The organism is Pseudomonas sp. NFACC32-1, assembly GCF_900101215.1.
Lineage (GTDB): Bacteria > Pseudomonadota > Gammaproteobacteria > Pseudomonadales > Pseudomonadaceae > Aquipseudomonas.
In genome coordinates this window covers 58,348-81,485 of the sequence record NZ_FMUL01000022.1, presented here as the reverse complement: position 1 = coordinate 81,485, position 23,138 = coordinate 58,348, and the positions used below count along the sequence as shown (strand labels likewise).

The 23,138-nt window shown below is 62.4% G+C and carries 22 protein-coding genes and 1 pseudogene; 5 read left to right on the top strand and 18 right to left on the bottom strand.

Annotated features, from left to right (window positions below; translation table 11 throughout):
* The coding region (locus tag BLP99_RS26325; protein WP_143007978.1) for an OprD family outer membrane porin at positions 1-114 on the top strand (114 nt) is incomplete at its 5' end.
* Positions 115-338: 224 nt separating this feature from the next.
* Here BLP99_RS26325 and pcaC read toward each other — a convergent pair.
* The 11 genes from pcaC to pcaR form a co-directional block, all read right to left on the bottom strand.
* Positions 339-731, bottom strand: coding sequence for a 4-carboxymuconolactone decarboxylase (gene pcaC / locus BLP99_RS24680; protein WP_072398826.1), 393 nt, complete (start codon positions 729-731; stop codon positions 339-341).
* Between the two features lie 10 nt (positions 732-741).
* Complete coding sequence (pcaD, locus tag BLP99_RS24675; protein WP_072459479.1) at positions 742-1,542, bottom strand: 3-oxoadipate enol-lactonase; 801 nt, start codon at positions 1,540-1,542, stop codon at positions 742-744.
* Between the two features lie 12 nt (positions 1,543-1,554).
* Complete coding sequence (locus BLP99_RS24670) at positions 1,555-2,919, bottom strand: 3-carboxy-cis,cis-muconate cycloisomerase (RefSeq protein ID WP_092182016.1); 1,365 nt, start codon at positions 2,917-2,919, stop codon at positions 1,555-1,557.
* 127 nt (positions 2,920-3,046) lie between these two features.
* Entirely contained in the window at positions 3,047-4,342 is a 1,296-nt protein-coding gene (locus BLP99_RS24665) for an MFS family transporter (protein WP_076405251.1), read from the bottom strand.
* A 205-nt stretch (positions 4,343-4,547) separates the two neighbouring features.
* Positions 4,548-5,114: a protocatechuate 3,4-dioxygenase subunit alpha gene (gene pcaG, locus BLP99_RS24660; RefSeq protein WP_072398830.1), complete on the bottom strand. Its 567-nt coding sequence runs from the start codon at positions 5,112-5,114 to the stop codon at positions 4,548-4,550.
* A gap of 1 nt (position 5,115) precedes the next feature.
* Positions 5,116-5,820, bottom strand: coding sequence for a protocatechuate 3,4-dioxygenase subunit beta (gene pcaH, locus BLP99_RS24655; protein ID WP_072432154.1), 705 nt, complete (start codon positions 5,818-5,820; stop codon positions 5,116-5,118).
* A gap of 36 nt (positions 5,821-5,856) precedes the next feature.
* Positions 5,857-7,062 carry a 3-oxoadipyl-CoA thiolase gene (gene pcaF, locus BLP99_RS24650; RefSeq protein ID WP_172834646.1) on the bottom strand — a complete coding sequence of 402 codons (1,206 nt, stop codon included), beginning with the start codon at positions 7,060-7,062 and terminating at the stop codon, positions 5,857-5,859.
* Positions 7,059-7,838 carry a CoA-transferase subunit beta gene (locus BLP99_RS24645; protein WP_092182013.1) on the bottom strand — a complete coding sequence of 260 codons (780 nt, stop codon included), beginning with the start codon at positions 7,836-7,838 and terminating at the stop codon, positions 7,059-7,061. Before BLP99_RS24645 ends, pcaF begins: the two co-directional genes overlap by 4 nt.
* Complete coding sequence (locus tag BLP99_RS24640) at positions 7,835-8,695, bottom strand: CoA transferase subunit A (protein ID WP_072398834.1); 861 nt, start codon at positions 8,693-8,695, stop codon at positions 7,835-7,837. The genes BLP99_RS24645 and BLP99_RS24640 overlap by 4 nt, the downstream gene beginning before the upstream one ends.
* A gap of 216 nt (positions 8,696-8,911) precedes the next feature.
* Positions 8,912-10,258: a 4-hydroxybenzoate transporter PcaK gene (locus tag BLP99_RS24635; RefSeq protein WP_092182010.1), complete on the bottom strand. Its 1,347-nt coding sequence runs from the start codon at positions 10,256-10,258 to the stop codon at positions 8,912-8,914.
* A 253-nt stretch (positions 10,259-10,511) separates the two neighbouring features.
* Entirely contained in the window at positions 10,512-11,354 is an 843-nt protein-coding gene (gene pcaR / locus BLP99_RS24630; protein ID WP_072398836.1) for a pca regulon transcriptional regulator PcaR, read from the bottom strand.
* A gap of 594 nt (positions 11,355-11,948) precedes the next feature.
* On the opposite strand from pcaR, the gene BLP99_RS24625 reads away from it, so the two are divergent.
* Positions 11,949-12,149 (top strand): hypothetical protein, encoded by a 201-nt coding sequence (locus BLP99_RS24625; protein ID WP_072432151.1) that lies wholly within the window; start codon positions 11,949-11,951, stop codon positions 12,147-12,149.
* Between the two features lie 364 nt (positions 12,150-12,513).
* Complete coding sequence (locus tag BLP99_RS24620) at positions 12,514-13,989, top strand: inorganic phosphate transporter (protein WP_072398838.1); 1,476 nt, start codon at positions 12,514-12,516, stop codon at positions 13,987-13,989.
* Positions 13,990-14,149: 160 nt separating this feature from the next.
* Here the strand turns inward: BLP99_RS24620 and ccoM are convergent, their stop codons facing one another.
* The 3 genes from ccoM to BLP99_RS24610 form a co-directional block, all read right to left on the bottom strand.
* A complete protein-coding gene (ccoM, locus tag BLP99_RS26710) occupies positions 14,150-14,266 on the bottom strand; it encodes a cytochrome c oxidase subunit CcoM (RefSeq protein WP_279567505.1) in 117 nt (38 codons plus the stop codon).
* Positions 14,267-14,409: 143 nt separating this feature from the next.
* A complete protein-coding gene (locus BLP99_RS26475) occupies positions 14,410-14,577 on the bottom strand; it encodes a hypothetical protein (RefSeq protein ID WP_092182018.1) in 168 nt (55 codons plus the stop codon).
* A gap of 94 nt (positions 14,578-14,671) precedes the next feature.
* A complete protein-coding gene (locus tag BLP99_RS24610) occupies positions 14,672-15,013 on the bottom strand; it encodes an aspartate-semialdehyde dehydrogenase (protein ID WP_072398840.1) in 342 nt (113 codons plus the stop codon).
* Between the two features lie 249 nt (positions 15,014-15,262).
* On the opposite strand from BLP99_RS24610, the gene rapA reads away from it, so the two are divergent.
* A complete protein-coding gene (gene rapA / locus BLP99_RS24605; protein WP_072398841.1) occupies positions 15,263-18,109 on the top strand; it encodes an RNA polymerase-associated protein RapA in 2,847 nt (948 codons plus the stop codon).
* Positions 18,110-18,334: 225 nt separating this feature from the next.
* Here the strand turns inward: rapA and BLP99_RS24600 are convergent.
* The 4 genes and pseudogenes from BLP99_RS24600 to BLP99_RS24585 all read right to left on the bottom strand — a co-directional run bounded on the left by BLP99_RS24600 (position 18,335) and on the right by BLP99_RS24585 (position 22,330).
* Positions 18,335-19,177: pseudogene (locus BLP99_RS24600) on the bottom strand (cache domain-containing protein).
* A gap of 202 nt (positions 19,178-19,379) precedes the next feature.
* Positions 19,380-20,255, bottom strand: coding sequence for an ATPase (locus tag BLP99_RS24595; RefSeq protein ID WP_072459487.1), 876 nt, complete (start codon positions 20,253-20,255; stop codon positions 19,380-19,382).
* Between the two features lie 107 nt (positions 20,256-20,362).
* Positions 20,363-21,346, bottom strand: a complete 984-nt coding sequence (locus BLP99_RS24590; RefSeq protein WP_076405255.1) for an NAD-dependent epimerase/dehydratase family protein — start codon at positions 21,344-21,346, stop codon at positions 20,363-20,365.
* 84 nt (positions 21,347-21,430) lie between these two features.
* Positions 21,431-22,330, bottom strand: coding sequence for a LysR family transcriptional regulator ArgP (locus tag BLP99_RS24585; protein ID WP_072398845.1), 900 nt, complete (start codon positions 22,328-22,330; stop codon positions 21,431-21,433).
* Positions 22,331-22,425: 95 nt separating this feature from the next.
* On the opposite strand from BLP99_RS24585, the gene BLP99_RS24580 reads away from it, so the two are divergent.
* Positions 22,426-23,028: a LysE/ArgO family amino acid transporter gene (locus tag BLP99_RS24580; RefSeq protein ID WP_092182007.1), complete on the top strand. Its 603-nt coding sequence runs from the start codon at positions 22,426-22,428 to the stop codon at positions 23,026-23,028.
* Positions 23,029-23,138: the final 110 nt, after the last annotated feature.

The window sequence follows — 23,138 nt, the reverse complement described above, 5'->3', positions numbered from 1 at the left end:
GCGCTGAAGAACCTCAACGTGAAATGGCGCAACTCGTCGCTGCGTCGGGACTTCAGCACCAACGAGTTCGATGAGAACCGCATTTTCATCAGCTATCCGATCAGTTTGTTGTAAAACCTGGATGCGGTGAGCCTGCCGAGACGCTCGATACGGTGCCACCGCCCTCGCGAGCAGGCTCGCTCCCACAGGGAATCAGTGCCGCGCACAAAATTAGTGCTCACTGAAGATCCAATGTGGGAGCGAGCTTGCTCGCGAGGGCGTCATCACATTCGACATCCTCCATCAATTGAACCACCGCTATCGCGGGCAAGCTGGCTCCTACAGGGGATGAAGCCCACTTAAGCCCGCGACTCGACGCCCAACTCATCCCACACCGACTCGGCCAGGTGGAAGGTGGCATTGGCCGCCGGGATGCCGCAGTAGATGGCGCTCTGCATGATCACTTCCTTGATCTCGCCACGGCTCACGCCGTTGTTGGCGGCAGCGCGCAGGTGCAACTTGAGTTCTTCGTTGCGGTTCATGCCGATCAGCATGGCGATGGTGATCAGGCTGCGGGTGTGGCGCGGCAGGCCCGGACGGGTCCAGATGTCACCCCAGGCATGGCGAGTGATCATTTCCTGGAATTCGCTGTTGAACTCGTTCAAGGCATTGAGGCTGCGGTCCACATGGGCGTCGCCCAATACCGCGCGGCGCACTTGCATGCCTTCGTCGTAACGTTGTTTTTCGTCCACGGGATACTCCTCAGCCACGGCTGGAATCAAGCAGGAAATCCAGCACCCGCTCGCTGAATGCAGCGCCGGCCTGGACGTTGGACAGATGCGCGGCGTAGAACTCGGCATACTCGGCCCCGCTGACCCGCTCCTGGATGAAATGCCCACCCGACGGCGGTGTCACTGCGTCTTCGGTACCGGCAACCACCAGCAGCGGCACCCGAATCAACGACAGTTGCTCACGAAAATCGGCATCGCGCACGGCCGCACAGTTGGCTGCGTAGCCCTGGGGCGAAGTGGCAGCGAGCATGTCGGTGATTTTCTTTACCTGCGCAGGATGAGCTTCGGCGAAATCCGGGGTGAACCAGCGGGCAACGGAAGCATCGCGCAACGCCACCATCGCTGCCTGGCCGTCACGCAACACGGTTTCGATGCGCGGGTTCCATACCGTCTCGTCAGCGATCTTGGCGGCGGTGTTGCAGACCACCAGCCTGTGCAGGCGCTCGCCGGCGTTGATCCCCAGCCACTGGCCGATCAACCCGCCCATGGACAACCCACAGAAATGCACTTTATCGATGCTCAACTGATCGAGCATCGCCAGCACGTCGTGGCCCAGTTGCTCGATGCTGTAGGGCCCCTCGGTGACCAACGACCGGCCGTGGCCGCGCGTATCGAAACGCAACACGCGAAAGTGCTGGCTGAACGCCGGGACCTGTTCATCCCACATATGCAGGTGGGTGCCCAAGGAGTTGGACAGCACCAGCACCGGGGCATCCTGCGGTCCGTCGAAGCAATAATTCAGTTCGCCGTCGGCGAGTTTGACCAATCCCACAACAGTCTCCTTTCAGGCATTCAAGGCAAGGTGTTCGGCCACGGCCCGGGTGACCCAGGTCCGAGCCTGGCCGAGGTAATGGGCCGGGTCGAGCAGATGATCGAGTTCAGCGGTGGACAGTTGCGCAGTGACCTTGGGCTCGTCCCCCAGCACGTCGCGCAAGTGGCGCTGTTCGCTCACCGCGCGTTTGCAGCATTGCTCCAGCAGATGGTGCGCAGTGTCGCGCCCGACACGCTGGGCCAGGACGATGCTCACGGCTTCGGCCAGCACCAACCCCTGGGTCAGCTCGAGGTTGCGGGCCATGCGTGCCGCGTCCACTTCCAGCCCGTCGGCCAGCAGCCGCGCCTGCTGCAAGGCGCCGGATACCAGGCAGCAGATCTCCGGCAGGGTCTCCCACTCGGCGTGCCACAGGCCCAGGCTGCGTTCGTGCTCCTGGGGCATGGCGCTGAACAGCGTCGACACCAGGCCAGGCACCCGCGTCGCCGCGCCGATCAACACCGCCGCCCCCACCGGATTGCGCTTGTGAGGCATGGTGGACGAACCGCCCTTGCCCGGAGCCGAAGGCTCGAACACCTCGGCGGCCTCGGTCTGCATCAAGAGGCTGACGTCACGACCCAACTTGCCCAGGCTGCCGGCGATCAGGCCCAGCACCGAACCGAACTCCACGAGACGATCGCGCTGGGTGTGCCACGGCTGTTCCGGCAGGTTCAGTTGCAGTTCGGCGGCCAGGGCTTCGGCAATGGACAGCGCATGCTCGCCCAGCGCGGCCAGTGTTCCGGAGGCACCGCCGAACTGCAGCACCAGCAAGCGTGGCTTGAGGGCCTGCAAGCGCTGGCGACTGCGGGTGGTCGCCCCCAGCCAACCGGCGATTTTCATGCCCAGGGTGACCGGCGTCGCATGCTGCAGCCAGGTACGCCCGGCCAGCGGCGTGGCGGCATGGCGCTCGGCTTGCCGGGCCAGGGTGTCGCCCAGCTGCGCCAGCTCATCCTCGATCAGCTCGAGGGCGCGACGCAGTTGCAGCACCAGCCCACTGTCCATCACGTCCTGGCTGGTGGCGCCCAGATGCACGTAGCGTTCGGCCTCGGGGTCAGCGGCGGCAACCCGCTTGCCCAGTGCCTTGACCAGCGGAATCGCCGAATTGCCGGCACTGGCAATCGCCTCGCCCAGCGCCGCGAAATCGTACAACCGTGCCTGGCAGGCGTTCTCGATCGGCGCGACGGCGCCTTGCGGAATCAGCCCCACCCGTGCCTCGGCCCGGGCCAGAGCCGCCTCGACATCGAGCATGGCCTGCACTCGGCCCGCATCACAGAACACCTCGCGCATGTCGCGGGTGGTGAAGTAGGCATCGAACAGCTGATTGCCCGGTCGTTCGTTCATAAACAGTCCTTCGGAAGGTGAATGCCTTTGTGGCCAGAGAAATTGCCGTGGCGAGGGTACTTGTCCCCTCGCCACGGCAATTTCTCTGGCCACAATGAATCAAACAAGCCTCGAGTGAACAGGTAGGTCAAAGGTCGTGATGCAAGTAGGCCGGTTGCCTGGGCAGGCGCAGGCTGAACAGGAACGCTACCACCATCATCACGGTGACATACCAGTAAAAGACGTTTTCCATGCCCTGGGCTTTCAGGCTCAAGGCGACATACTCGGCCGAGCCGCCAAACACCGCGTTGGCCACTGCATAGGCCAACCCTACCCCCAGGGCGCGCACTTCAGGCGGAAACATTTCCGCCTTCACCAAGCCGCTGATGGAGGTGTAGAAACTGACGATCGCCAGCGCCAAGGTGATGAGGACGAACGCCAGCAACGGGCTGCCGACGCTTTTGAGGGTCAACAGGATCGGCACCGTGCACAACGCCCCCAGGCCACCGAACCAGAGCATGGAATTGCGCCGGCCAATCCTGTCCGCCAACATGCCGAACAACGGCTGCATGCACATGTACAGGAACAGTGCGCCGGTCATGATGTAGCTGGCGGTCTTGGCGTGCAGGCCGGCGGTGTTCACCAGGTATTTCTGCATGTAAGTGGTGAACGTGTAGAAGATCAGCGAACCACCAGCGGTGTAGCCCAGCACGGTGATGAAGGCGGCCTTGTGGTCGCGAAACAGTGCGGCGATGCTGCCGGCATCCTTGTTTTCCCGCATTTCCTTGCTGCTGGTTTCCTTCAGGGAGCGGCGCAGGAACAGGGAAATCAGCGCCGCCAGGGCGCCCACCACGAACGGGATTCGCCAACCGTAGGCACGCAGTTGGTCCTCATCGAGAAACTGCTGCAGGATCACCACCAGCGACACCGCCAGCAGTTGCCCGCCGATCAGCGTCACATACTGGAACGAGGCAAAGAAACCACGCTGGCCCTTGAGCGCGACTTCGCTCATGTAGGTAGCGGTGGTGCCGTACTCGCCGCCTACCGACAGGCCTTGCAACAGGCGCGCGAACAACAGCAGCAGCGGCGCCCAGACGCCGATGTCCTTGTAGGTGGGCAGGCAAGCGATGAGCAACGAGCCGAAGCACATCATCAGCACCGAAATCATCATCGAATTCTTGCGCCCGTGACGATCGGCCACCCGGCCGAAAATCCAGCCGCCAATGGGTCGCATCAGGAACCCGGCGGCGAACACCCCCGCCGTGTTGACCAGTTGTACCGTAGGGTTGTCCGAGGGGAAGAATGCCGGCGCGAAATAGATCGCGCAGAACGCATACACGTAGAAGTCGAACCATTCGACCAGGTTGCCGGACGAAGCACCGACGATGGCGAAAATCCGCTTGCTACGCTCTTCGCCTGTGTAGTGACTGATTGGGATGGTCATGGATTGATTCACTCGCTGGGGACTTTTCGTACAAATCGTAGACACACTTCGTAACAGTCCCGTTCCGCAAACAACTTCCGCAGCAATAGCGGCTCGCGTGGGAACGCCTCAACGCACGCTCTGCGTTCGGCTCTGGATGTGACGCGAAGCGTCACCGGCAACATTCCCACGCAGAGCGCGGGAATGCCCCTTCGCCCGACAACACTCAGTAATCGAAGAACACCGTCTCGGCATCCGTTCCTTGCAGGACCACGTTCCACTGGTACACACCGGACGCATCGGGCCTGGTCACGAGGGTGGCGCGACGCTCGGCGGGCACGCTGGCCAGCAGCGGGTCGGTTTCGTTGGCCTGTTCGCCATCGAAGTAGATGCGGGTCAGCAGATGCTTGACCAGGCCACGGGCGAACACCAGCACCACCAGGTGCGGCGCCTGGGTCGTGCCACCCAGCCCCGGTACGGTGCCGGGCTTGATGGTGGTGAAGCGAAAACGCCCCTCGGCGTCCACCGGCACCCGGCCGAAGCCTTCGAAGTGCGGGTCCAGGGGTTTGTCCTGGTCGTCTTCCGGATGGGCGTATTTACCCGCCGCGTTGGCCTGCCAGACCTCCAGCATGGCGTCATTGACGAACTCGCCATTGCCGTCGATGACCTGTCCAGTGATCGCCACGCGCTGGCCGAGGGTTTCGGCGACGGTCAGGTCTTCGCGATTCAACCAGGTCAGGCCGATGTGATAGTAAGGTCCGACGGTATGGGACGTAGTAGCGGTGAGCGTCATCTTATTTCTCCATCGGCGTGGCATCGCGGCCGCGCAATACGATGTCCCAACGATAACCGAGGGCGTAGTGGGGAACGGTTTTTTCCAGGTCGAAACGGGCGATCAGGCGCTCCTTGGCGCTGGTATCCGGCACGCAGTTGTAAATCGGGTCGTAGGCCAGCAACGGGTCGCCGGGAAAATACATCTGCGTCACCAGGCGCGTCAGGATGCTCGGACCGAACAATGAGAAATGGATATGCGCCGGACGCCAGGCGTTGTGGTGGTTGCCCCAGGGATAGGCACCGGGCTTGATCGTCTGGAACTGGTACCAGCCATCGGCATCGGTGACGGTACGGCCGGTGCCGGTGAAGTTGGGGTCCAGGGGGGCGTCGTGCTTGTCGCGGTCATGGTGATAGCGCCCGGCGGCGTTGGCCTGCCAGATCTCCACCAGGATGCCCGGCACGGGTTGGCCATGTTCATCGAGCACGCGCCCGTGAATGATGATCCGCTCTCCCAACGGCTCGCCGGCATGCTGGGCGGTCAGGTCGTTGTCCTTCTCTTTCAGGCGCTCGGCGCCGATGGTCGGACCGGTGATTTCCGACAGCGAATGAGGCAGGTGCACCAACGGCTTGGAGGGTGAGCGCAGGTTGGTGGACTGGTATGGCGGGTGCAGGTATTGCGGCTGGGTGCCCGCTTGAGGGCGACGGTAACCAGGCTTGTCAGTCATGAAGCATTCCTCGGTTTCTTATTGGTAGACGACGTATCAGACGCGTTCGATGGCCAACGCCAGCCCCTGGCCGACACCGACGCACATGGTTGCCAGTCCTTTCTTGCCGCCGGTCTTTTCCAGCTGATGCAATGCGGTCAATACCAGTCGCGCCCCGCTCATGCCCAGCGGATGACCCAGGGCGATGGCGCCGCCGTTCGGGTTGACCTGCGGCGCATCGTCCGCCAGGCCCAATTCGCGCAGCACCGCCAGGCCCTGGCTGGCAAAGGCTTCGTTGAGCTCGATAACATCGAAATCCGCCACCGCCAGGCCCAGCCGTTCGGTGAGCTTGCGCACCGCCGGGACCGGGCCGATGCCCATTACCCGTGGGGCCACTGCGGCACTGGCCATGCCCAGCACTTTGCCTCGCGGGGTAAGGCCGTGTTTCTTCACGGCCTCGGCCGACGCCAGGATCATGGCCGCCGCGCCATCGTTCACCCCCGACGCGTTGCCGGCGGTGACGGTCTTGTCCGGGCCGTTGACCGGCTTGAGTCTGCTCAAGGCCTCAAGCGTGGTGTCGGCGCGTGGATGCTCATCCTGCTCGACCACGGTTTCGCCCTTCTTGTGGGCGATGCGCACCGGAACGATTTCTTCCGCGAAAAAACCCGCCGCCTGGGCCACGGCCGTGCGCTGTTGGCTGCGCAGGGCGAAAGCGTCCTGGTCGGCCCGGGACACGGCGTAATCGTCTGCCACGTTGTCCGCGGTCTGCGGCATCGCGTCCACGCCGTACTGGGCTTTCATCAACGGGTTGATGAAGCGCCAGCCGATGGTGGTGTCTTCCAGTTTCAGGTTGCGCGAAAACGCCGCGTCGGCCTTGCCCATCACAAAAGGCGCCCGGGACATCGATTCCACGCCGCCAGCGATGGCCAGCTCCATTTCTCCGCTGGCGATGGCGCGGAAGGCCGTACCCACAGCGTCCATGCCTGAAGCACAGAGGCGATTGAGAGTCACGCCGGGAATGCTCTGGGGCAGGCCCGCCAGCAACAGCGCCATGCGCGCCACGTTGCGGTTGTCTTCGCCGGCCTGGTTGGCACAACCAAGGAACACCTCGTCCACCGCGTTCCAGTCCACCGAGGGATTTCGCTCCATCAATGCCCTGAGGGGCACCGCTGCCAGGTCATCGGCCCGCACAGCGGACAATGCGCCGCCAAAGCGGCCGATGGGGGTTCGAATCGCATCACAGATATAGACGTCGCGCATCAGGCTTCTCCCGGTGCCTGGCCGTGGGCCGCCGCGGTACGCGCTTCCAGGTCGCGCAGCGCGCGCAGCTCTGCCTCGGTCGGCTCGGCGGTGGTGTGTACCTGGTCGGCGAAACGGATCGCCCACCCGGTGGCGGCAATGACCTGCTCGCGGGTCACGCCTGGGTGCAATGAAGTGACCACGAATTCATGGCTGCCGGCTTCCGGCTCCATGATGCACAGGTCGGTGATGATCCCCACGGGGCCGGCCCCCGGCAGGCCCAGGCGCTGGCGGGAATCGCCCCCCTCGCCGTGCCCCACGGAAGTGATGAAATCCAGCTTGTCGACAAACGACCGCGCCGACTGCTTGAGGATGATCAGCACGCTCTTGGCGGAACCGGCGATTTCCGGCGCGCCCCCGGCCCCTGGCAGACGGACTTTCGGTTGGTGGTAGTAGCCCACCACCGTGGTGTTGATGTTACCGAAGCGGTCGACCTGCGCCGCGCCAAGGAAGCCGACGTCGATACGCCCGCCCTGCAGCCAATAGCGAAAAATCTCACCGGTCGGTACGACGGTGTCAGCGGTTTCCGCCAGCTCGCCGTCGCCGATGGACAGCGGCAGGACGCTGGGCTTGGCCCCGATCGGACCGGACTCGTAGATCAGCACCACATCCGGCGATGAGGTCAACCGCGCCAGGTTGGCCGCTTTCGACGGCAGGCCGATGCCAACGAAGCACACGGCATTGTTCTGCAACCGGCGGGCCGCGGCGACGGTCATCATTTCGTTGGTGGAGTAGGTCATGGTTTCACCTGCGAAGCGGCTGCCAATCTGGCCTGGAATTCATTGAAATCACGGGTACCGTGGATGTATTCGTCGATCCAGGCGGTAAACGTCCCACGATCCCGAGCAATAGGATCCCACGCCTGATAAAAACGATTGTCACGTTCGGTGTAGCCGTGGGCATAGGACGGATGGGCACCACCCGGCACATGGCACACCGCACTCAACGCCCACGTCGGCAACACACAGGCGTTCATCGGCGCGTTCAAGTCGTCGACGATTTCTTCCACCGTGACGATGCAACGCTTGGCCGCCAGGGCAGCTTCCTTCTGCACACCCAGGATGCCCCAGAGCAGCACGTTACCCTTGCGGTCGGCTTTCTGGGCATGGATCACCGTGACGTCGGGACGCACGGAGGGCACGGCGGCCAGGACTTCCCCGGTGAAGGGGCAGGTCACGCTTTTGATCAGCGGGTTGACCTTGGGCAAGTCGGAGCCGGCGTAGGCCCGCAAGACGGCGAACGGCAGGCCCGAGGCCCCGGCGACGTAGGCATTGGCCAGGTCGGCGTGGCTGTGTTCCTCGATTTCCATCGGGTGCGGCCACTGCTTCTCCACCGCGTCACGCAGGCGGTGCAGCGAGCCCACGCCTGGGTTACCGCCCCAGGAGAAAATCAGCTTGCGGGCACAGCCGGCGCCGATCAACTGGTCATAGATCAGGTCGGGGGTCATCCGTACCAGGGTCAGGTCTTTCTTGCCCTGGCGAATGATTTCATGACCCGCCGCCGTCGGAATCAGGTGAGTGAAGCCTTCCAGTGCGACGGTATCGCCGTCGTTCACGAATTGCTTCACCGCGTCGTGCAGCGAAAGGATTTCAGCCATGGGGCAGGCTCCGTTTTCCAGTGGACCGACATGAAGAAAAAGGCGCGAGGTCAAGCGCCGGAATGGCTGAAGATTAAGCTGCGGAAAAAAGCCAAACAATCCGATAATCGACTGAGTGTTCGTTTATCGAACAGATTGTTGTTTGGCTATCGATTGATCCAGGTACACAGAGAAACCTGTGGGGGCGGCTCGCTCCCCAGGGTTCATCTCAGCGCCTCAGGTTGCATCCGCATGGCTGACGAGGCCTTTGATCACCACCGCCGTGGTCGCCAGGGCGGCCGGAATGACCAGGGCGGTCAGGACCTGCTCGAAGTTCCAGCCCAGGCCCAGCAGGGTCGCCCCCATCCAGGCGCCGAGGATGGCGCCGAAACGACCGATGCCCAGCATCCAGGACACGCCGGTGGCACGGCCTTGGGTCGGATAGAAGCGCGCCGCCAGGGACGGCATGGCCGATTGCGCACCGTTGACACACATACCGGCCACCAGCACCAGGGTGGCGAGCAAGGTGATGTGTCCCAGGCTCTGCCCCACCGCGTAGGCAAACACCCCGGCCATCAGGTAGAACAGGCCAATGACCTTGTGCGGATTGAACCGGTCCATGGCCCAGCCCACGCCGACCGCGCTCAGTACGCCACCGAACTGGAACAGAGCCCCGATGAACGCGGCCTGCTCCATGCTCGCGCCGCTGTCGCGCATCAAGGTCGGCAGCCAACTGGTCAACAGGTAGACGATCACCAGGCCCATGAAGTAGGTCAGCCACAACAGCAGCGTCCCGGCGCTGTAGGTACCGGAGAAAATCACCGCCAGCACGTTGCGGGCCTTGACGGTTTTCTGCTCCGGCACGCTGAAACTGGCCGCCTGGGCAATCGTGGCCGGCTCGATCGGCGCCAACGCCTGGCGGACCTTTTCGGTGCCACGGTTGCGCACCAACAGGTAGCGAGCCGACTCCGGCAGCCAGAACACCAGCACCACCGCGAGAATCAGCGGCAGGATCCCGCCGATCAGCAGCAAGCTGTGCCAGCCGAACGCCGGTATCAACTTGGCCGAGATGAACCCACCGCCGGCCATGCCCAGGTTGAAACCGCAGAACATGCTGGTCACCAGCAGGGATTTCTTGCGTTCCGGGGTGTACTCCGACAGCAGGGTGGTCGCGTTGGGCATCCCGGCCCCCAACCCCAGGCCAGTGAGGAAGCGCAGCACCAGCAGTTGATCCACATTGGTGCTATAGGCCGACGCCAGGCTGAATGCGCCGAACAGCACGACCGCGCCTACCAACACCACTTTTCGCCCGAAGCGGTCGGCCAGGGGGCCGGAACCCAACGCGCCAAATACCATGCCGATCAAGGCCGCACTCATCACCGGTCCGAGGCTGGCGCGGTCGATGCCCCAGTCCTGGGACAGCGCCGGAGCGATAAAGCCCATGGCCGCCGTATCCAGGCCATCGAGGAAGACAATCAGAAAGCAGAGGATCACCACCCGCCACTGGTAGCGAGAAATGGGCTGGGCATTGATGAAGGACTGAACGTCGAGGCAATTGCCTACGCGAATCTGAGGCTGGTTCATGGTGGCTCTCATTATTATTGTGTCGGGTCACCCTGCTCCTGCCGTGAGAATCACGGCGCCGGATGACGCTGTCGCGACATTAATGAGGCCACCTAAATACCGTCAATTCGCTGGAGGCGACTGTGGGCGTTTATCGAACAGCTTAAGCTCTGTACGAAACGTCTTGAGGCGAAGGTCAGACAAGGCGGTTTTCAACGCAGCATGAACGAGCATCGAGGCTTTTCGTACAAAGCCCAGGCGTCGCCTGCGCGGCCTAGGCGAACAGCTGCGCACTCAGGTCGCGACTGGCCCCCAGCAACCCCGGCAGGAAGCGTTGTTCCAGTTCAGTACGACTGACCCGCCCGGCATGGGTACTGACATTCAGCGCCGCCACCACCTGGCCGGACGCGTCGTATACCGGCACGGCAATGGAACGCAGGCCTTGCTCCAGCTCCTGGTCGACGATGCACCAGCCCTGCTGGCGTACCTGTTGCAGGCATTCGAGCAATGCTTCGGGTGTGTGCAGGGTGCGGCTGGTCTTGGCCTGCAGGTCGGCATGGTCGAGGTAGTCACGCAGCGATGCGTCATCCAGGGCGGCCAGCAGAATCCTGCCCATCGAGGTGCAATAGGCTGGCAGTCGGCCACCGACGGACAAATCCACGGAGATCAGTCGCTGAGTAGTGGCCGAGCGGGCGATATAGAGAATATCGTCCCCTTCAAGCGTCGCCATGTTGCAGGCCTCGTGCAGCTGTTCGCTCATGCGGTCCAGGTACGGCTGGGCGGAAACGGCCAGCGGCGTCGAGGACAGGTAGGCATGGCCGAGGGTCAGCACTTTGGGCAGCAGCGAATAGGTGCGCCCATCCGTGGTGGCGTAGCCGAGCTTGATCAAGGTGTGCAGGCAACGCCTGACCGCCGCGCGGGGAATTTCCGTGCGATGGCTGATCTGGGCGATGGTCAGGTGGCGTTTGCGCTCCTGGAACGCCTGGACCACGGCCAGGCCACGGGCCAGGGAGGTCATGAAGTCCGGATCGCCGGTCAGGGCCTGGATCCGTTTGGCCGGCGAGGCGACGATCGGTGGCGCTACAGAAGAGAAGGCGCTGCGCAATTGGTCGTTCATGTCTGGTGCTTCCCCGGGAATGGCGACTATTACAAACGGCTACCCGACGGACAGACAAGGCCCGACCGGGCAACACCGTTCGATTATCGAACCGGCGACCGATAATCGCAATTGGCAAATGGACGCTTGCCTCGTCGGCGAAATGCCGACGAGGGTCATAAAACAACGTGTCGACGATTTGATTCGGACAACAGGCAGTGGATATTTGAACTTGTCGTCCTGAATGGCGTCAGGATACTGTCATGGAATGTCCCATCGTTTGAAATCTAATTGCCATAACTTGCACATACAAATATTGATTCACACAACAACCGCCGTTTTAATTTTTTCCCGATAGTGTTATCCGAGCGGGTCGCTATAATGCACTTCAGGACGGCACGGCCAATCGACCGCTACTGTCCGAAGGTACCAGGGCTCATGGAAATCCTGGTACCGACAGCAGGTACCTGAAGCACCTTCATGGCTGCTTCCCCTGTATTGGCAACAACACGAAGCCCTGATGCTACGTCAGCTGTCAGCTCTGGTGCCGTGGCCGTCTGCGTCTGCGTACGCAGTGCGTATCACCAGATTCATTTCACTTTATTAGGTAATACTGTGACGAAAGACGAACTGCGCGCGGAACTTGAGCGCCAGGAACAACGTTACAAGGAAGTTTACGGCGGGGAAGTCACCACCTACGCCGCACAACCTGAACCGGAACGCAAACCCTGGCGCAAACGTGCCACTGTTCAGGACCAGGCTTTCAACCAGGAACTTCAGAAAATGGAAAAGGAACTCCGGGCCGAAGAACGATGACACGCCTGGCCTGATGTTCCCGTGCAACGGTATCCGGCCGACACCCGGGTCGGATGCCGATACGCAAGCCCGTCATGAGCGGGCCGCCTCCTGTTAGGTTCTGGCAAGCCCACCATTGGCCGGCTCTCACCTTTCAGATATTTCATACACTTCTTGAAAGCCCCCCTGAGCAGCTGGAAACGCCCAGCCCGCCTTGCTTTTCGCCCCTGAATCAAGGGGTTGCGCAGCCCAGGGAAAACCTTGTCGGAAAAGGTTTCCTACAAATTATTTCGTAGAAGAATGCTACCGATGAGCAGGGAAGGCATCGATTGACGCGGTTTTCTGGCATAATCGCGCCCCCTTACGACCGGGTCAGAAAACCTTCATGATCGATTTATTCAGCGGACTGGATGCTTGGGTGCTTGTGAGCCTCTTGCTCGCCCTGGCTTTTGTCCTCGCCTTCGAGTTCATCAACGGCTTTCATGACACCGCTAACGCGGTTGCCACTGTTATCTACACCAAGGCCATGCCGCCTCACCTGGCGGTGTTCTTCTCCGGTGTGTTCAATTTCCTCGGCGTGCTGCTCGGAGGCGTGGGCGTAGCCTACGCCATCGTGCACCTGTTGCCGGTGGAACTGCTGATCAATGTGAACACCGGGCACGGGTTGGCCATGGTGTTCTCGCTGCTTGCAGCGGCCATCACCTGGAACCTGGGCACCTGGTACTTCGGTATCCCGGCTTCCAGCTCCCACACGCTGATCGGCTCGATCCTCGGCGTGGGCCTGGCCAACGCGTTGATCAACGACATTCCCCTGGCCGACGGCGTGAACTGGCAGAAAGCGATCGATATCGGCGCGTCCCTGGTGTTCTCGCCCATGGCCGGCTTCCTGATTGCCGCCCTGGTATTGATCGGCCTGAAATGGTGGCGTCCGCTGTCGAAGATGCACAAGACGCCGGAGCAGCGTCGCAAGATCGACGACAAGAAGCATCCGCCGTTCTGGAACCGCCTGGTCCTGGTGATTTCAGCCATGGCCGTCAGCTTCGTCCACGGTTCCAACGATGGCCAGAAAGGTATCGGCCTGATCATGCTGGTGCTGATCGGTATCGTGCCGGCGCAGTTCGTCCTCGACCTGAACAGCACCACCTACCAGATCGAACGCACCCGCGACGCCACGCTGCACCTGAGCCAGTTCTACCAGCGCAACAACGAATCCCTGGGCGAATACCTGGCGCTGGGCAAGAGCGTGAACGGCGACCTGCCCGAGAAATTCCGCTGCAACCCGCAGCAGACCGAACCGACCATCAATGCCTTGCTCGACACCCTCAAGGGTGTGGCCGACTATCACTCGCTGCCATCGGAAAAACGCATCGAGGTGCGTCGCTACCTGCTCTGCCTGGACGACACGGCGAAGAAAGTGGGCAAGCTGCCTGGCCTGGCTGCCCGCGAGAAGGATGACCTGAACAAGCTGCGCAAGGACCTGACCGCCACCACCGAGTACGCTCCGTTCTGGGTGATCCTGGCCGTCGCCCTGGCCCTGGGCCTGGGGACCATGGTCGGTTGGAAACGCGTGGTGCTGACCATCGGCGAGAAGATCGGCAAGCAGGGCATGACCTATGCCCAGGGTATGTCCGCACAGATCACCACCGCGTGCATGATCGGCATGGCGAACATCTTCAGCCTGCCGGTTTCCACCACCCATGTGCTGTCCTCCGGCGTGGCAGGCACCATGGTTGCCAACAAGAGCGGCCTGCAAGGCGGCACGGTGCGCAACATCCTGCTGGCCTGGGTGCTGACCCTGCCAGCCACGGTGGGCCTGTCGGCCGCGCTGTTCTGGCTCGCCTCCACCGCCATCGTCAGCTGATTCCAGCGGCTACAAAAAAAAGGTGCGACCCTGGCGGATCGCACCTTTTTTATACTCAAGACTTTCTACAGCGGTTTTGGGTAGAAGCAGAAAACTTGCAAAAAAAAGGGCGACCGAAGTCGCCCAAAATGCCTTGCGTGCTCGTTGCAGCTGGAAAGACTTATGGCTTTCTACGCTTATGTGCGTCTTTCCAGATGAATAATCCAAATACAGCGAAGAATACGAACATGAGGCCGACCGTCAGTATCCCGGCAAACACCACATTATCGAAAAACATGACTGGCCTCCTGGTCTTGCCCCGTTGTGATGGGTTCAAGTTAACCAATCAGGCCTGGATGAAAATTGACCGGGGTCAATAACGCTCGCAACTGAGGGAAAAGGCGGGGCAATAACTGATCTGTATCAATGGAACGAGGGGGTTCAGCGCTTTTTCGGCTTGTTCTTGTTCTTGGCTTTCTTTCCGGGCTTGCCCAGAGGCATGGCCTGCTCGAAAGCCTGGCGAACTTCATTGAGGCGTTTTTCGTTGAGGTCGTGAACGCGCTTGGCGCGTTCGGCGCTGAGGTCGATCAGCTTGTCGTCTTGGCTCATGGCGTCCGGGATCATGCAGTGGATTGCGAATGCCTCCATGATGCGGACTGTTGGCGGCGTTGACCAGCCTGCCTTCGTCGCAAACATGCGGATTTCAGATCTGGATGTCGACCCACAGCCCCTGGCGCGACTCGCCTTCCACCAGCGGTACCACGGGCACGGTGTTATCGGCATTGAGCTCGGTACCCGGTACGGCCAGGTGTTCTTCGGGATCCTCATCCGCTTCACGGCGGCGCCTGTCCCGCTCCTGCTGGCGACGCTGTTCCTCGCGCAACAACAGCGCGGCCTCTTCCGGATCCTGCTGCTTGAGGTCGATGGTGGTTTCGTTGGAGCCTTGCTGCACCGGGGTCACGGGCGGAATATCCGGTCGCGGACGGATCGGATCCTGTTGAGCTGTAATCGGTACGGCGCTCAAGGGGAGCGTGGGTGGCAACATAAGAATCTCCTGTCTTCAGGTTGTCGGCTGCGAGGCAGGCAGCTTGAACCGCCGGTCTGAAACTTGTGACCCGGTTGGCATTAATGCAGATCGCACACAAGCTTGTTTGATCACCCAGCCAGCTTAAGTTCCATGGAAGCGGTTGATCGATACCTGTCGATGACTACCCTTGGTGCGTGCGTATTTCCTTTGGTCTGAGGGATCATTCCGTTAAGATAGCCGGCTTTTTCAAGGCGGGAGTCAGGCAGCATGGCGCAGCAGTATCAACCGGGGCAACGCTGGATCAGTGACAGCGAAGCGGAGTTGGGTTTAGGCACCGTTCTGGCACAGGACGGCCGCTTGTTGACCGTGCTCTACCCGGCCACTGGCGACACTCGCCAGTACGCGCTACGGAATGCGCCCCTCACCCGTGTGCGGTTTTCGCCGGGCGATGTGATCACTCATTTCGAAGGCTGGAAGATGACCGTGCGCGAAGTCGATGACGTCGACGGACTGCTGGTCTACCACGGCCTCAACGGGCAGAACGAAGTCGTGACCCTGCCTGAGACCCAACTGTCGAACTTCATCCAGTTCCGCCTGGCCAGCGACCGCCTGTTCGCCGGCCAGATCGACCCGCTGGCCTGGTTCTCCCTGCGCTACTACACCCTCGAGCATACCAGCCGGCAGCTGCAGTCCCCGCTATGGGGCCTGGGCGGCGTCCGTGCCCAACCCATCGCGCACCAGCTGCACATTGCCCGAGAAGTGGCCGACCGCATCGCCCCTCGGGTATTGCTGGCGGACGAAGTGGGCCTGGGCAAGACCATCGAGGCCGGCCTGGTCATACACCGCCAGTTGCTGTCCGGACGGGCCAGCCGTGTGCTAATCCTGGTTCCGGAAAACCTCCAGCACCAATGGCTGGTGGAAATGCGCCGGCGCTTCAACCTGCAGGTCGCCCTGTTCGATGAAGAACGCTTTATCGAAAGCGATGCCAGCAACCCGTTCGAAGACACCCAGTTGGCCCTGGTCGCACTGGAGTGGCTGGTGGACGACGAAAAGGCCCAGGACGCGCTGTTTGCCGCCGGCTGGGACCTGATGGTGGTCGATGAAGCCCATCACCTGGTCTGGCACGAAGACCGGGTCAGCCCTCAATACGCGCTGGTCGAACAACTGGCCGAGACGATCCCGGGTGTGTTGCTGCTGACGGCGACCCCGGAACAGTTGGGACAGGACAGCCACTTTGCCCGCCTGCGCCTGCTGGACCCGAACCGTTTCCACGACCTCAAGGCCTTCCGCGCCGAAAGCGAGAACTATCGCCCGGTGGCCGAAGCCGTGCAGGAGCTGCTGGACAAGGGCCGCCTCTCGCCCGAAGCCCATCAGACCATCCACGGCTTCCTGGGCAACGAAGGCGAAGCCTTGCTGACCGCCGTCAACGATGGCGATGTCGAAGCCAGTGCCCGCCTGGTGCGCGAACTGCTGGACCGCCACGGCACCGGCCGGGTCCTGTTCCGCAACACCCGCGCCGCGGTGCAGGGCTTCCCGGAGCGCAAGCTGCATGCCTATCCGCTGCCGTGCCCTGACCAGTACCTCGAACTGCCTTTGGGCGATCACGCCGAGCTGTATCCGGAAGTCAGCTTCCAGGCCCAGACGGACACCGGCGAGGAAGAGCGCTGGTGGCGCTTCGATCCGCGCGTCGAGTGGCTGATCGACACCCTGAAGATGCTCAAGCGCACCAAAGTGCTGGTGATCTGCGCCCACGCCGAAACCGCCATGGATCTGGAAGACGCCCTGCGCGTACGCTCCGGCATCCCGGCCACGGTGTTCCACGAGGGCATGAGCATCCTGGAGCGTGACCGCGCAGCCGCCTATTTCGCCGACGAAGAGTTTGGCGCCCAGGTGTTGATCTGCTCGGAAATCGGCAGCGAAGGCCGCAACTTCCAGTTTGCCCACCACTTGGTGCTGTTCGATCTGCCAGCGCACCCGGACCTGCTGGAACAACGTATCGGACGCCTGGACCGGATCGGCCAGAAGCACACCATCGAGTTGCATGCGCCGTACCTGGAAACCAGCCCCCAGGCACGCCTGTTCCAGTGGTATCACGAAGCCCTGAATGCGTTCCTCAACACTTGCCCGACCGGCAACGCCCTGCAGCATCAGTTCGGCCCGCGCCTGCTGCCGCTACTGGAAGAAGCCGACGACGGCGAGTGGCAAGCGCTGATCGACGAGGCTCGCGCCGAGCGCGAACGCCTGGAAGCCGAGCTGCACACCGGTCGCGACCGCCTGCTGGAGCTCAACTCCGGCGGCGCTGGCGAAGGCGATGCACTGGTGGAGGCCATTCTCGAGCAGGATGACCAGTTCGCCCTGCCGATCTACATGGAAACCTTGTTCGACGCGTTCGGCATCGACAGTGAGGACCATTCGGACAACGCACTGATTCTCAAGCCGAGCGAAAAGATGCTCGATGCCAGCTTCCCGCTGGGCGACGACGAAGGCGTGACCATCACCTACGACCGCAACCAGGCGCTGTCTCGCGAAGACATGCAGTTCATCACCTGGGAGCACCCGATGGTGCAAGGCGGGATGGACCTGGTGCTGTCCGGCTCCATGGGCAACACCGCCGTGGCGCTGATCAAGAACAAAGCCCTCAAGCCGGGCACCGTGCTGCTGGAGCTGCTGTACGTCAGTGAGGTGGTCGCCCCGCGCTCGCTGCAACTGGGCCGCTACCTGCCGCCGGCCGCCTTGCGCTGCCTGCTGGACGCCAATGGCAACGACCTGGCCGCCCGGGTCTCGTTCGAGACCCTGAACGACCAGCTCGAAAGCGTGCCCCGCGCCAGCGCCAACAAGTTCATCCAGGCCCAGCGTGACCAACTCACACCGCGCATCAATGCCGGCGAAGAGAAAGTCGCCCCGCGTCACGCCGAACGCGTGGCCGAGGCCCAGCGCCGCCTGGCCGCCGATACCGACGAGGAACTGGCCCGCCTGACCGCGCTGCAAGCGGTCAACCCCACCGTGCGCGACAGCGAGCTGGTGGCCCTGCGTCAACAGCGCGAGCAAGGCCTGGCGATGCTCGAGAAGGCGGCGTTGCGCCTGGAAGCGATCCGAGTGCTGGTCGCAGGCTGATTGGCCCCGCGACTCAACAGGAGGCCCGCAGCGATGCGGGCCTTTTTAGTTATGCGAACCTGCCGAACATAGAAATGTCGGGCTGGGAACACGGTTTACCGTGGCGAGGGGATTTATCCCCGTTGGGTTGCACCGCCCCTCTGCGTGCTAACGGATGATCGCGGCGCATGATGGATTCTGGGGTAACGGGGATAAATCCCCTCGCCATGGATCCACAAACCGTCCTCAAGGGCTGTAATACCCCACCGCCACCAGGAAATGTCCGACCTTCTTCAGGTACGCGTGCTTGTCCTCGACCTTGCCCGTTACCGGATTCTTCCAGCGATACTCATACTCCCCCGCATCCTGCTGGCCAAGCATGGACAGGATCGGCTCCCCCACCGGCTTGCCATCCGGGTCCTTGACCTTGGCGAAGTCAGTATTGATCAAGCGCAGGTTGGTGCCGTGTCCGACATAGCGCCGGGTATCGAGGTCCACGACGAAGACATACAGGTCATCCTGCAGATAACCGCCCTTGAGGGAGTTGATCGCCGCCAGGGTGGCCTTCTCGTTTTTCAGCAAGTCGTTCGAGGCCTTGTCCAGCAGCGCCCTGGCCTGTTCGGCGGAAGCCCGGGGCAGATAATAGCCAACGGCCATGATGCGCTCGCCGACACGCTGGAAATACACATGCTTGCGCTCTACCTTGCCGTCCGCCCAGTTCTGCCAGCGGTATTCGGCCTGCTGGATGCCACTGGCCTCCGGGGTTTTCAAGGCGTCCTTGAAGGCCTAGCGCAAATCCGGCCCCAACACTTCGGAAACGTCTCGCCCGATCAACGCCGAGGAAGGCCCGCCGCTGGCCAGCATCACACCTTGGGTATCCACCACGAACACGTAACGATCCTTGTCGACGAACTCCCCCTGGCGGCTGAAGGCGGCAAAGGCCTTGTCGCCGTTGTCGTGGTAATAGGCCAAGGCCTTTTCCAGCAGCGCCCGGGCCGCCTGGCCATCGTCCCCGGTGGCCGCCTGGGCCTGGGCAAGCCCCAGCATCAACATCGCCCCCAGCCAGGCCATCTTGTGAAAAAGAACCATGCGCGCGCCCCTCGTTCTTGTTGGTGTTTCAAGAGCGTAGACGGCGCCGGATGATGTGGGAGTATTCAGGGGATTGCTGGGGTGCCTGGTGAGTCAGTGGCTAGTGCTATCGACTGACAGGACGTCATCGCGAGCTTGCTCGCGATAGCGGCGGCACATTCAGAAATGATGTGCACTGACGCGCCACTATCGCGCAAAACGCTTATTGGGCCCGGGCGTTGAGCTGCTGCTGCAGATGCTGGATCTGTGCTTGCAAGGTGTTGATGTTGCGGGTGACCTGGCCGCGGAAGGCATCGAACTCGGCAGTGTTGCCACCCTTGTCCTGTTGGCTCTTGAGCACGATGACATCCTGCTCGAGACGGTCGATGGCAGAGTTGGAGGTGGCTCTTTTCAGCGCAGTGATGTCGGCACCGATGCTCTTGAGCTGGGCATCCAGGGCTCCGCCCTCGCCCTGGTTCTTCAGGGTGGTGACTTCAGCCACCAGCGCCTTGACCTGGGCCTGGAGCTCCTTGTTGGAAGCCTGAAGCTGGGTATTGGTGTTCTGCTGTTCGGAGGCCTGGGCAATGAGCTGGGCCAGTTCCTTGTCCAGGTCAGCGGACGGACCGAACGTGGCTTGCTGTTGCCTGTACTGCTCCAGCAGCTTGCTGTCGAATTGCCGCCCCTGCTCCTGCAACTTGTTGTCCAATTGCTTGATCTGCGCTTTCAAGGCTTCACTGTCGCTCATGACATTGGACTGCCCGGCGACCACCTTGCCGGAGATGTCCTGCAGGCGCCCCGCCGCGTCCTCGCTGATGCGGGCGAAACTTTCCTGGGTAGCCACCAGTTGCTGTTCCATGAGGGAGATCTGCTGGAAGCTCCACCAGGCCAGGAACGCGAATGCACACGATAGCGCGCCGATCAGCGCCCACAGCGGTCCGGTGCTGGGCCCCTTGACCCGGGCCGCCGCGACCGGGGCCGTGCGTGCCTGTACGTGGGGCGGGCGGTTGGGCAAAAAGTCATCGTCATCGGGAATGTCGGCCCGCACCCGCAGGCTCGGAACATCATCGAAGTCGTCGTTGGCATCGTTACGCATGGGCATGGGTTCAACCTTTGGGAAACCGGTGATGGCTTGATGCGGCGAGTATAACCCCCTCGCCCGCCGCACCGATTGACCCCGAACCCGGCACTCGGTTCATGACGGGCCGATCAGCGGCCTGTCCACCAGGCACAGAACTCATCGAGGGCCGTCCACAGGCTGACCTGCGGATCGTAATCGAGATAATGCCGGGCCCGACCGATGTCGAGGGTGAAATGCCTGTTCATGACCTGCATGCCCAGCCGCGAGAGCGTCGGCTCGGGGCGACCCGGCCATAATTTGCAGACGCCTTCGTTCAAGGCCGCGACGCTGTAGGCCAAGCCGTAGGAACGGTAACGCCGAACCTGTGGGACGTCCATCCGGCGCATCACATAGTTGACCACATCCCACAACGGAACCGGCACCCCGTTGCTGATGTTATAGGCCTTGCCCAGGGCGGAGCCGGTGGCCAGCAAACTGCTGAGCAGGGCTTCGTTGAGGTTCTGCACGCTGGTGAAATCCACCTTGTTCAAACCGTTGCCGATGATCGCCAGTCGACCCTTGCGTTGCATCTTCAACAGCCGCGGGAAAATGCTCATGTCCCCCGCCCCGGTCACGAAGCGCGGCCGCAGGGCCAGTACCTCAAGCCCGAACTCCTGGGCACCGAAGACCTTCTGCTCGGCCAGGTACTTGGTGGCCGCGTACGGATGAGCGAAGCGCTTGGGCACCTGGTCCTCGGTCAGCCCTAGGTGGTCGCGGCCGTCAAAATAGATCGACGGGGACGACAGGTGGACCAGGCGCCGGACCTTCTGCTTGAGGCAGGCCTCGACGATGTTTTCCGTGAGCTGGACGTTGCCCTGGTGGAAATCCTGATAGCGTCCCCAGAGCCCCACCGCGCCGGCGCAATGCACCACAGCCTCGACATCCTGGCACAGGTCGCGGGCCAGCAGCGGATCGCTCAGGTCCCCCGGGACGAACTGCGCACCGCGACGCACCAGGTGCTCCACGCTCTCGGCCCGGCGTCCGTTGACCCGCACATCCAGGCCCTGCTCCAGGGCGAAACGCGCGAAGCGCCCGCCAATGAAGCCGCTTGCGCCGGTGACCAGAATCTTCATGCATACTCCCAACAAGTGCAGCGGCGGGCTGCGTGCCCCCCGGTGCCGGTTAATCTCTACTCTACGCCGCTTGCGGCTTGACGCTTATCGCGGCTCCCAAGGCACCAGCGACTGGCCGCAGGCGCGGACCAATCGATCGGTCAGCAAGCCGAGCAATTGTCCGCCATTGCGCCAATGATGCCAGTACAACGGCACATCGATGGGTTTATCTGCAAGCAACTCCACCAGTTCGCCCCGGGCCAGTTGCTCACGCACTTGCAGCTCTGGCACCAGCCCCCAGCCAAGGCCGACCTCGGCGAGGCGGATAAAACCTTCGGACGACGGACAGAGATGGTGCTCGAATCCCCCTTCCACACCCAGTGAGGCCAGGTAGCGGTGCTGGAGGAAATCATCCGGGCCGAATACGAGCGCCGGTGTACGGGCCAGTTGGTCGGCGCGTACGCCATCGGGAAAATGCCGGGCGATGAAAGCCGGGCTGGCCAGCGCGCGGTAGCGCATGGCCCCGAGCAAGACGCTGCGGGCACCGGCAACCGGGCGTTCACTGGCGCAGACACAGGCCGCCACCTCACCGGCGCGCATGCGCTTGAGGCCGACGGTCTGATCCTCCACCACCAGATCCATCAGCAACTGATGCTCGGCACAGAAGCTGCCCACCGCCGCCGCCCACCAGGTCGCCAGGCTGTCGGCGTTCAAGGCGATGCGCAGGCGCTCGGGTACGCCCTCCTCATCCAGCGCCGGAACCAGGCTCTGCAGGTCTCGCTCCAACAGACGCACCTGCTGCACATGGTTGAGCAACCGCCGGCCGATCTCGGTAGGCGCCGGCGGCGTGGCGCGCACCAGCACCGGCTGGCCGACCCGCGCCTCCAGCAACTTGATGCGCTGGGAAATGGCCGATTGCGAGAGGCCCAGCACCTGGGCGGCACGCTCGAAGCCGGCTTGCTCGACGACCGCCGCCAATGCGGAAAGCAATTTGTAATCGAACATCAGTTTCTCTAATGAGCAATCAGCAGGATTGGTTTTTCTTATACCCCTTCCCACCGGAGAATAGCCAGCATTGAACCTTCGATGGAGAAACAACGATGTGGCAAAGCTATGTGAACGGCTTGTTGGTGGCCTTGGGCCTGATCATGGCCATTGGCGCTCAGAATGCCTTTGTACTGGCCCAAAGCTTGCGCCGTGAGCACCATCTGCCTGTGGCCGCCCTGTGCGTCACTTGCGATGCGCTGCTGGTGATGGCCGGTGTGTTCGGGCTGGCGACGCTGCTGGCCCAGAGCCCGCTGCTGCTGTTGATCGCTCGCTGGGGCGGCGCGGCGTTCCTGCTCTGGTACGGCAGCCAGGCCTTGCGCCGGGCCTGTTCGAAACAGAGCCTGCAGGAAGGTGAAAAACAAGCCGTGCGCTCACTGCGGGCGGTACTGCTCAGCGCATTGGCGGTGACGCTGCTCAACCCACACGTGTATCTGGACACCGTGTTGCTGATCGGCTCCCTCGGCGCCCAGCAGAGTGTTCCCGGCGCCTACGTCGTGGGCGCGGCAAGTGCCTCTCTGCTGTGGTTCTTCACCCTGGCCCTGGGGGCCGCCTGGCTCGCCCCCTGGCTGGCCCGGCCCACGACATGGCGGGTATTGGACGTGCTGGTGGCGGTGATGATGTTTACCGTGGCGGTGCAATTGATCGTCGCCGGCTGATTATTGCAAACCGCTCTGGAACCTCTATCCCACACAGTTGTTGCGTGGTTATGCCGCACCCCCGGTGCTATGATCCGACCTTGCGCCGCAAAGAGTACAAACTCCCCGGC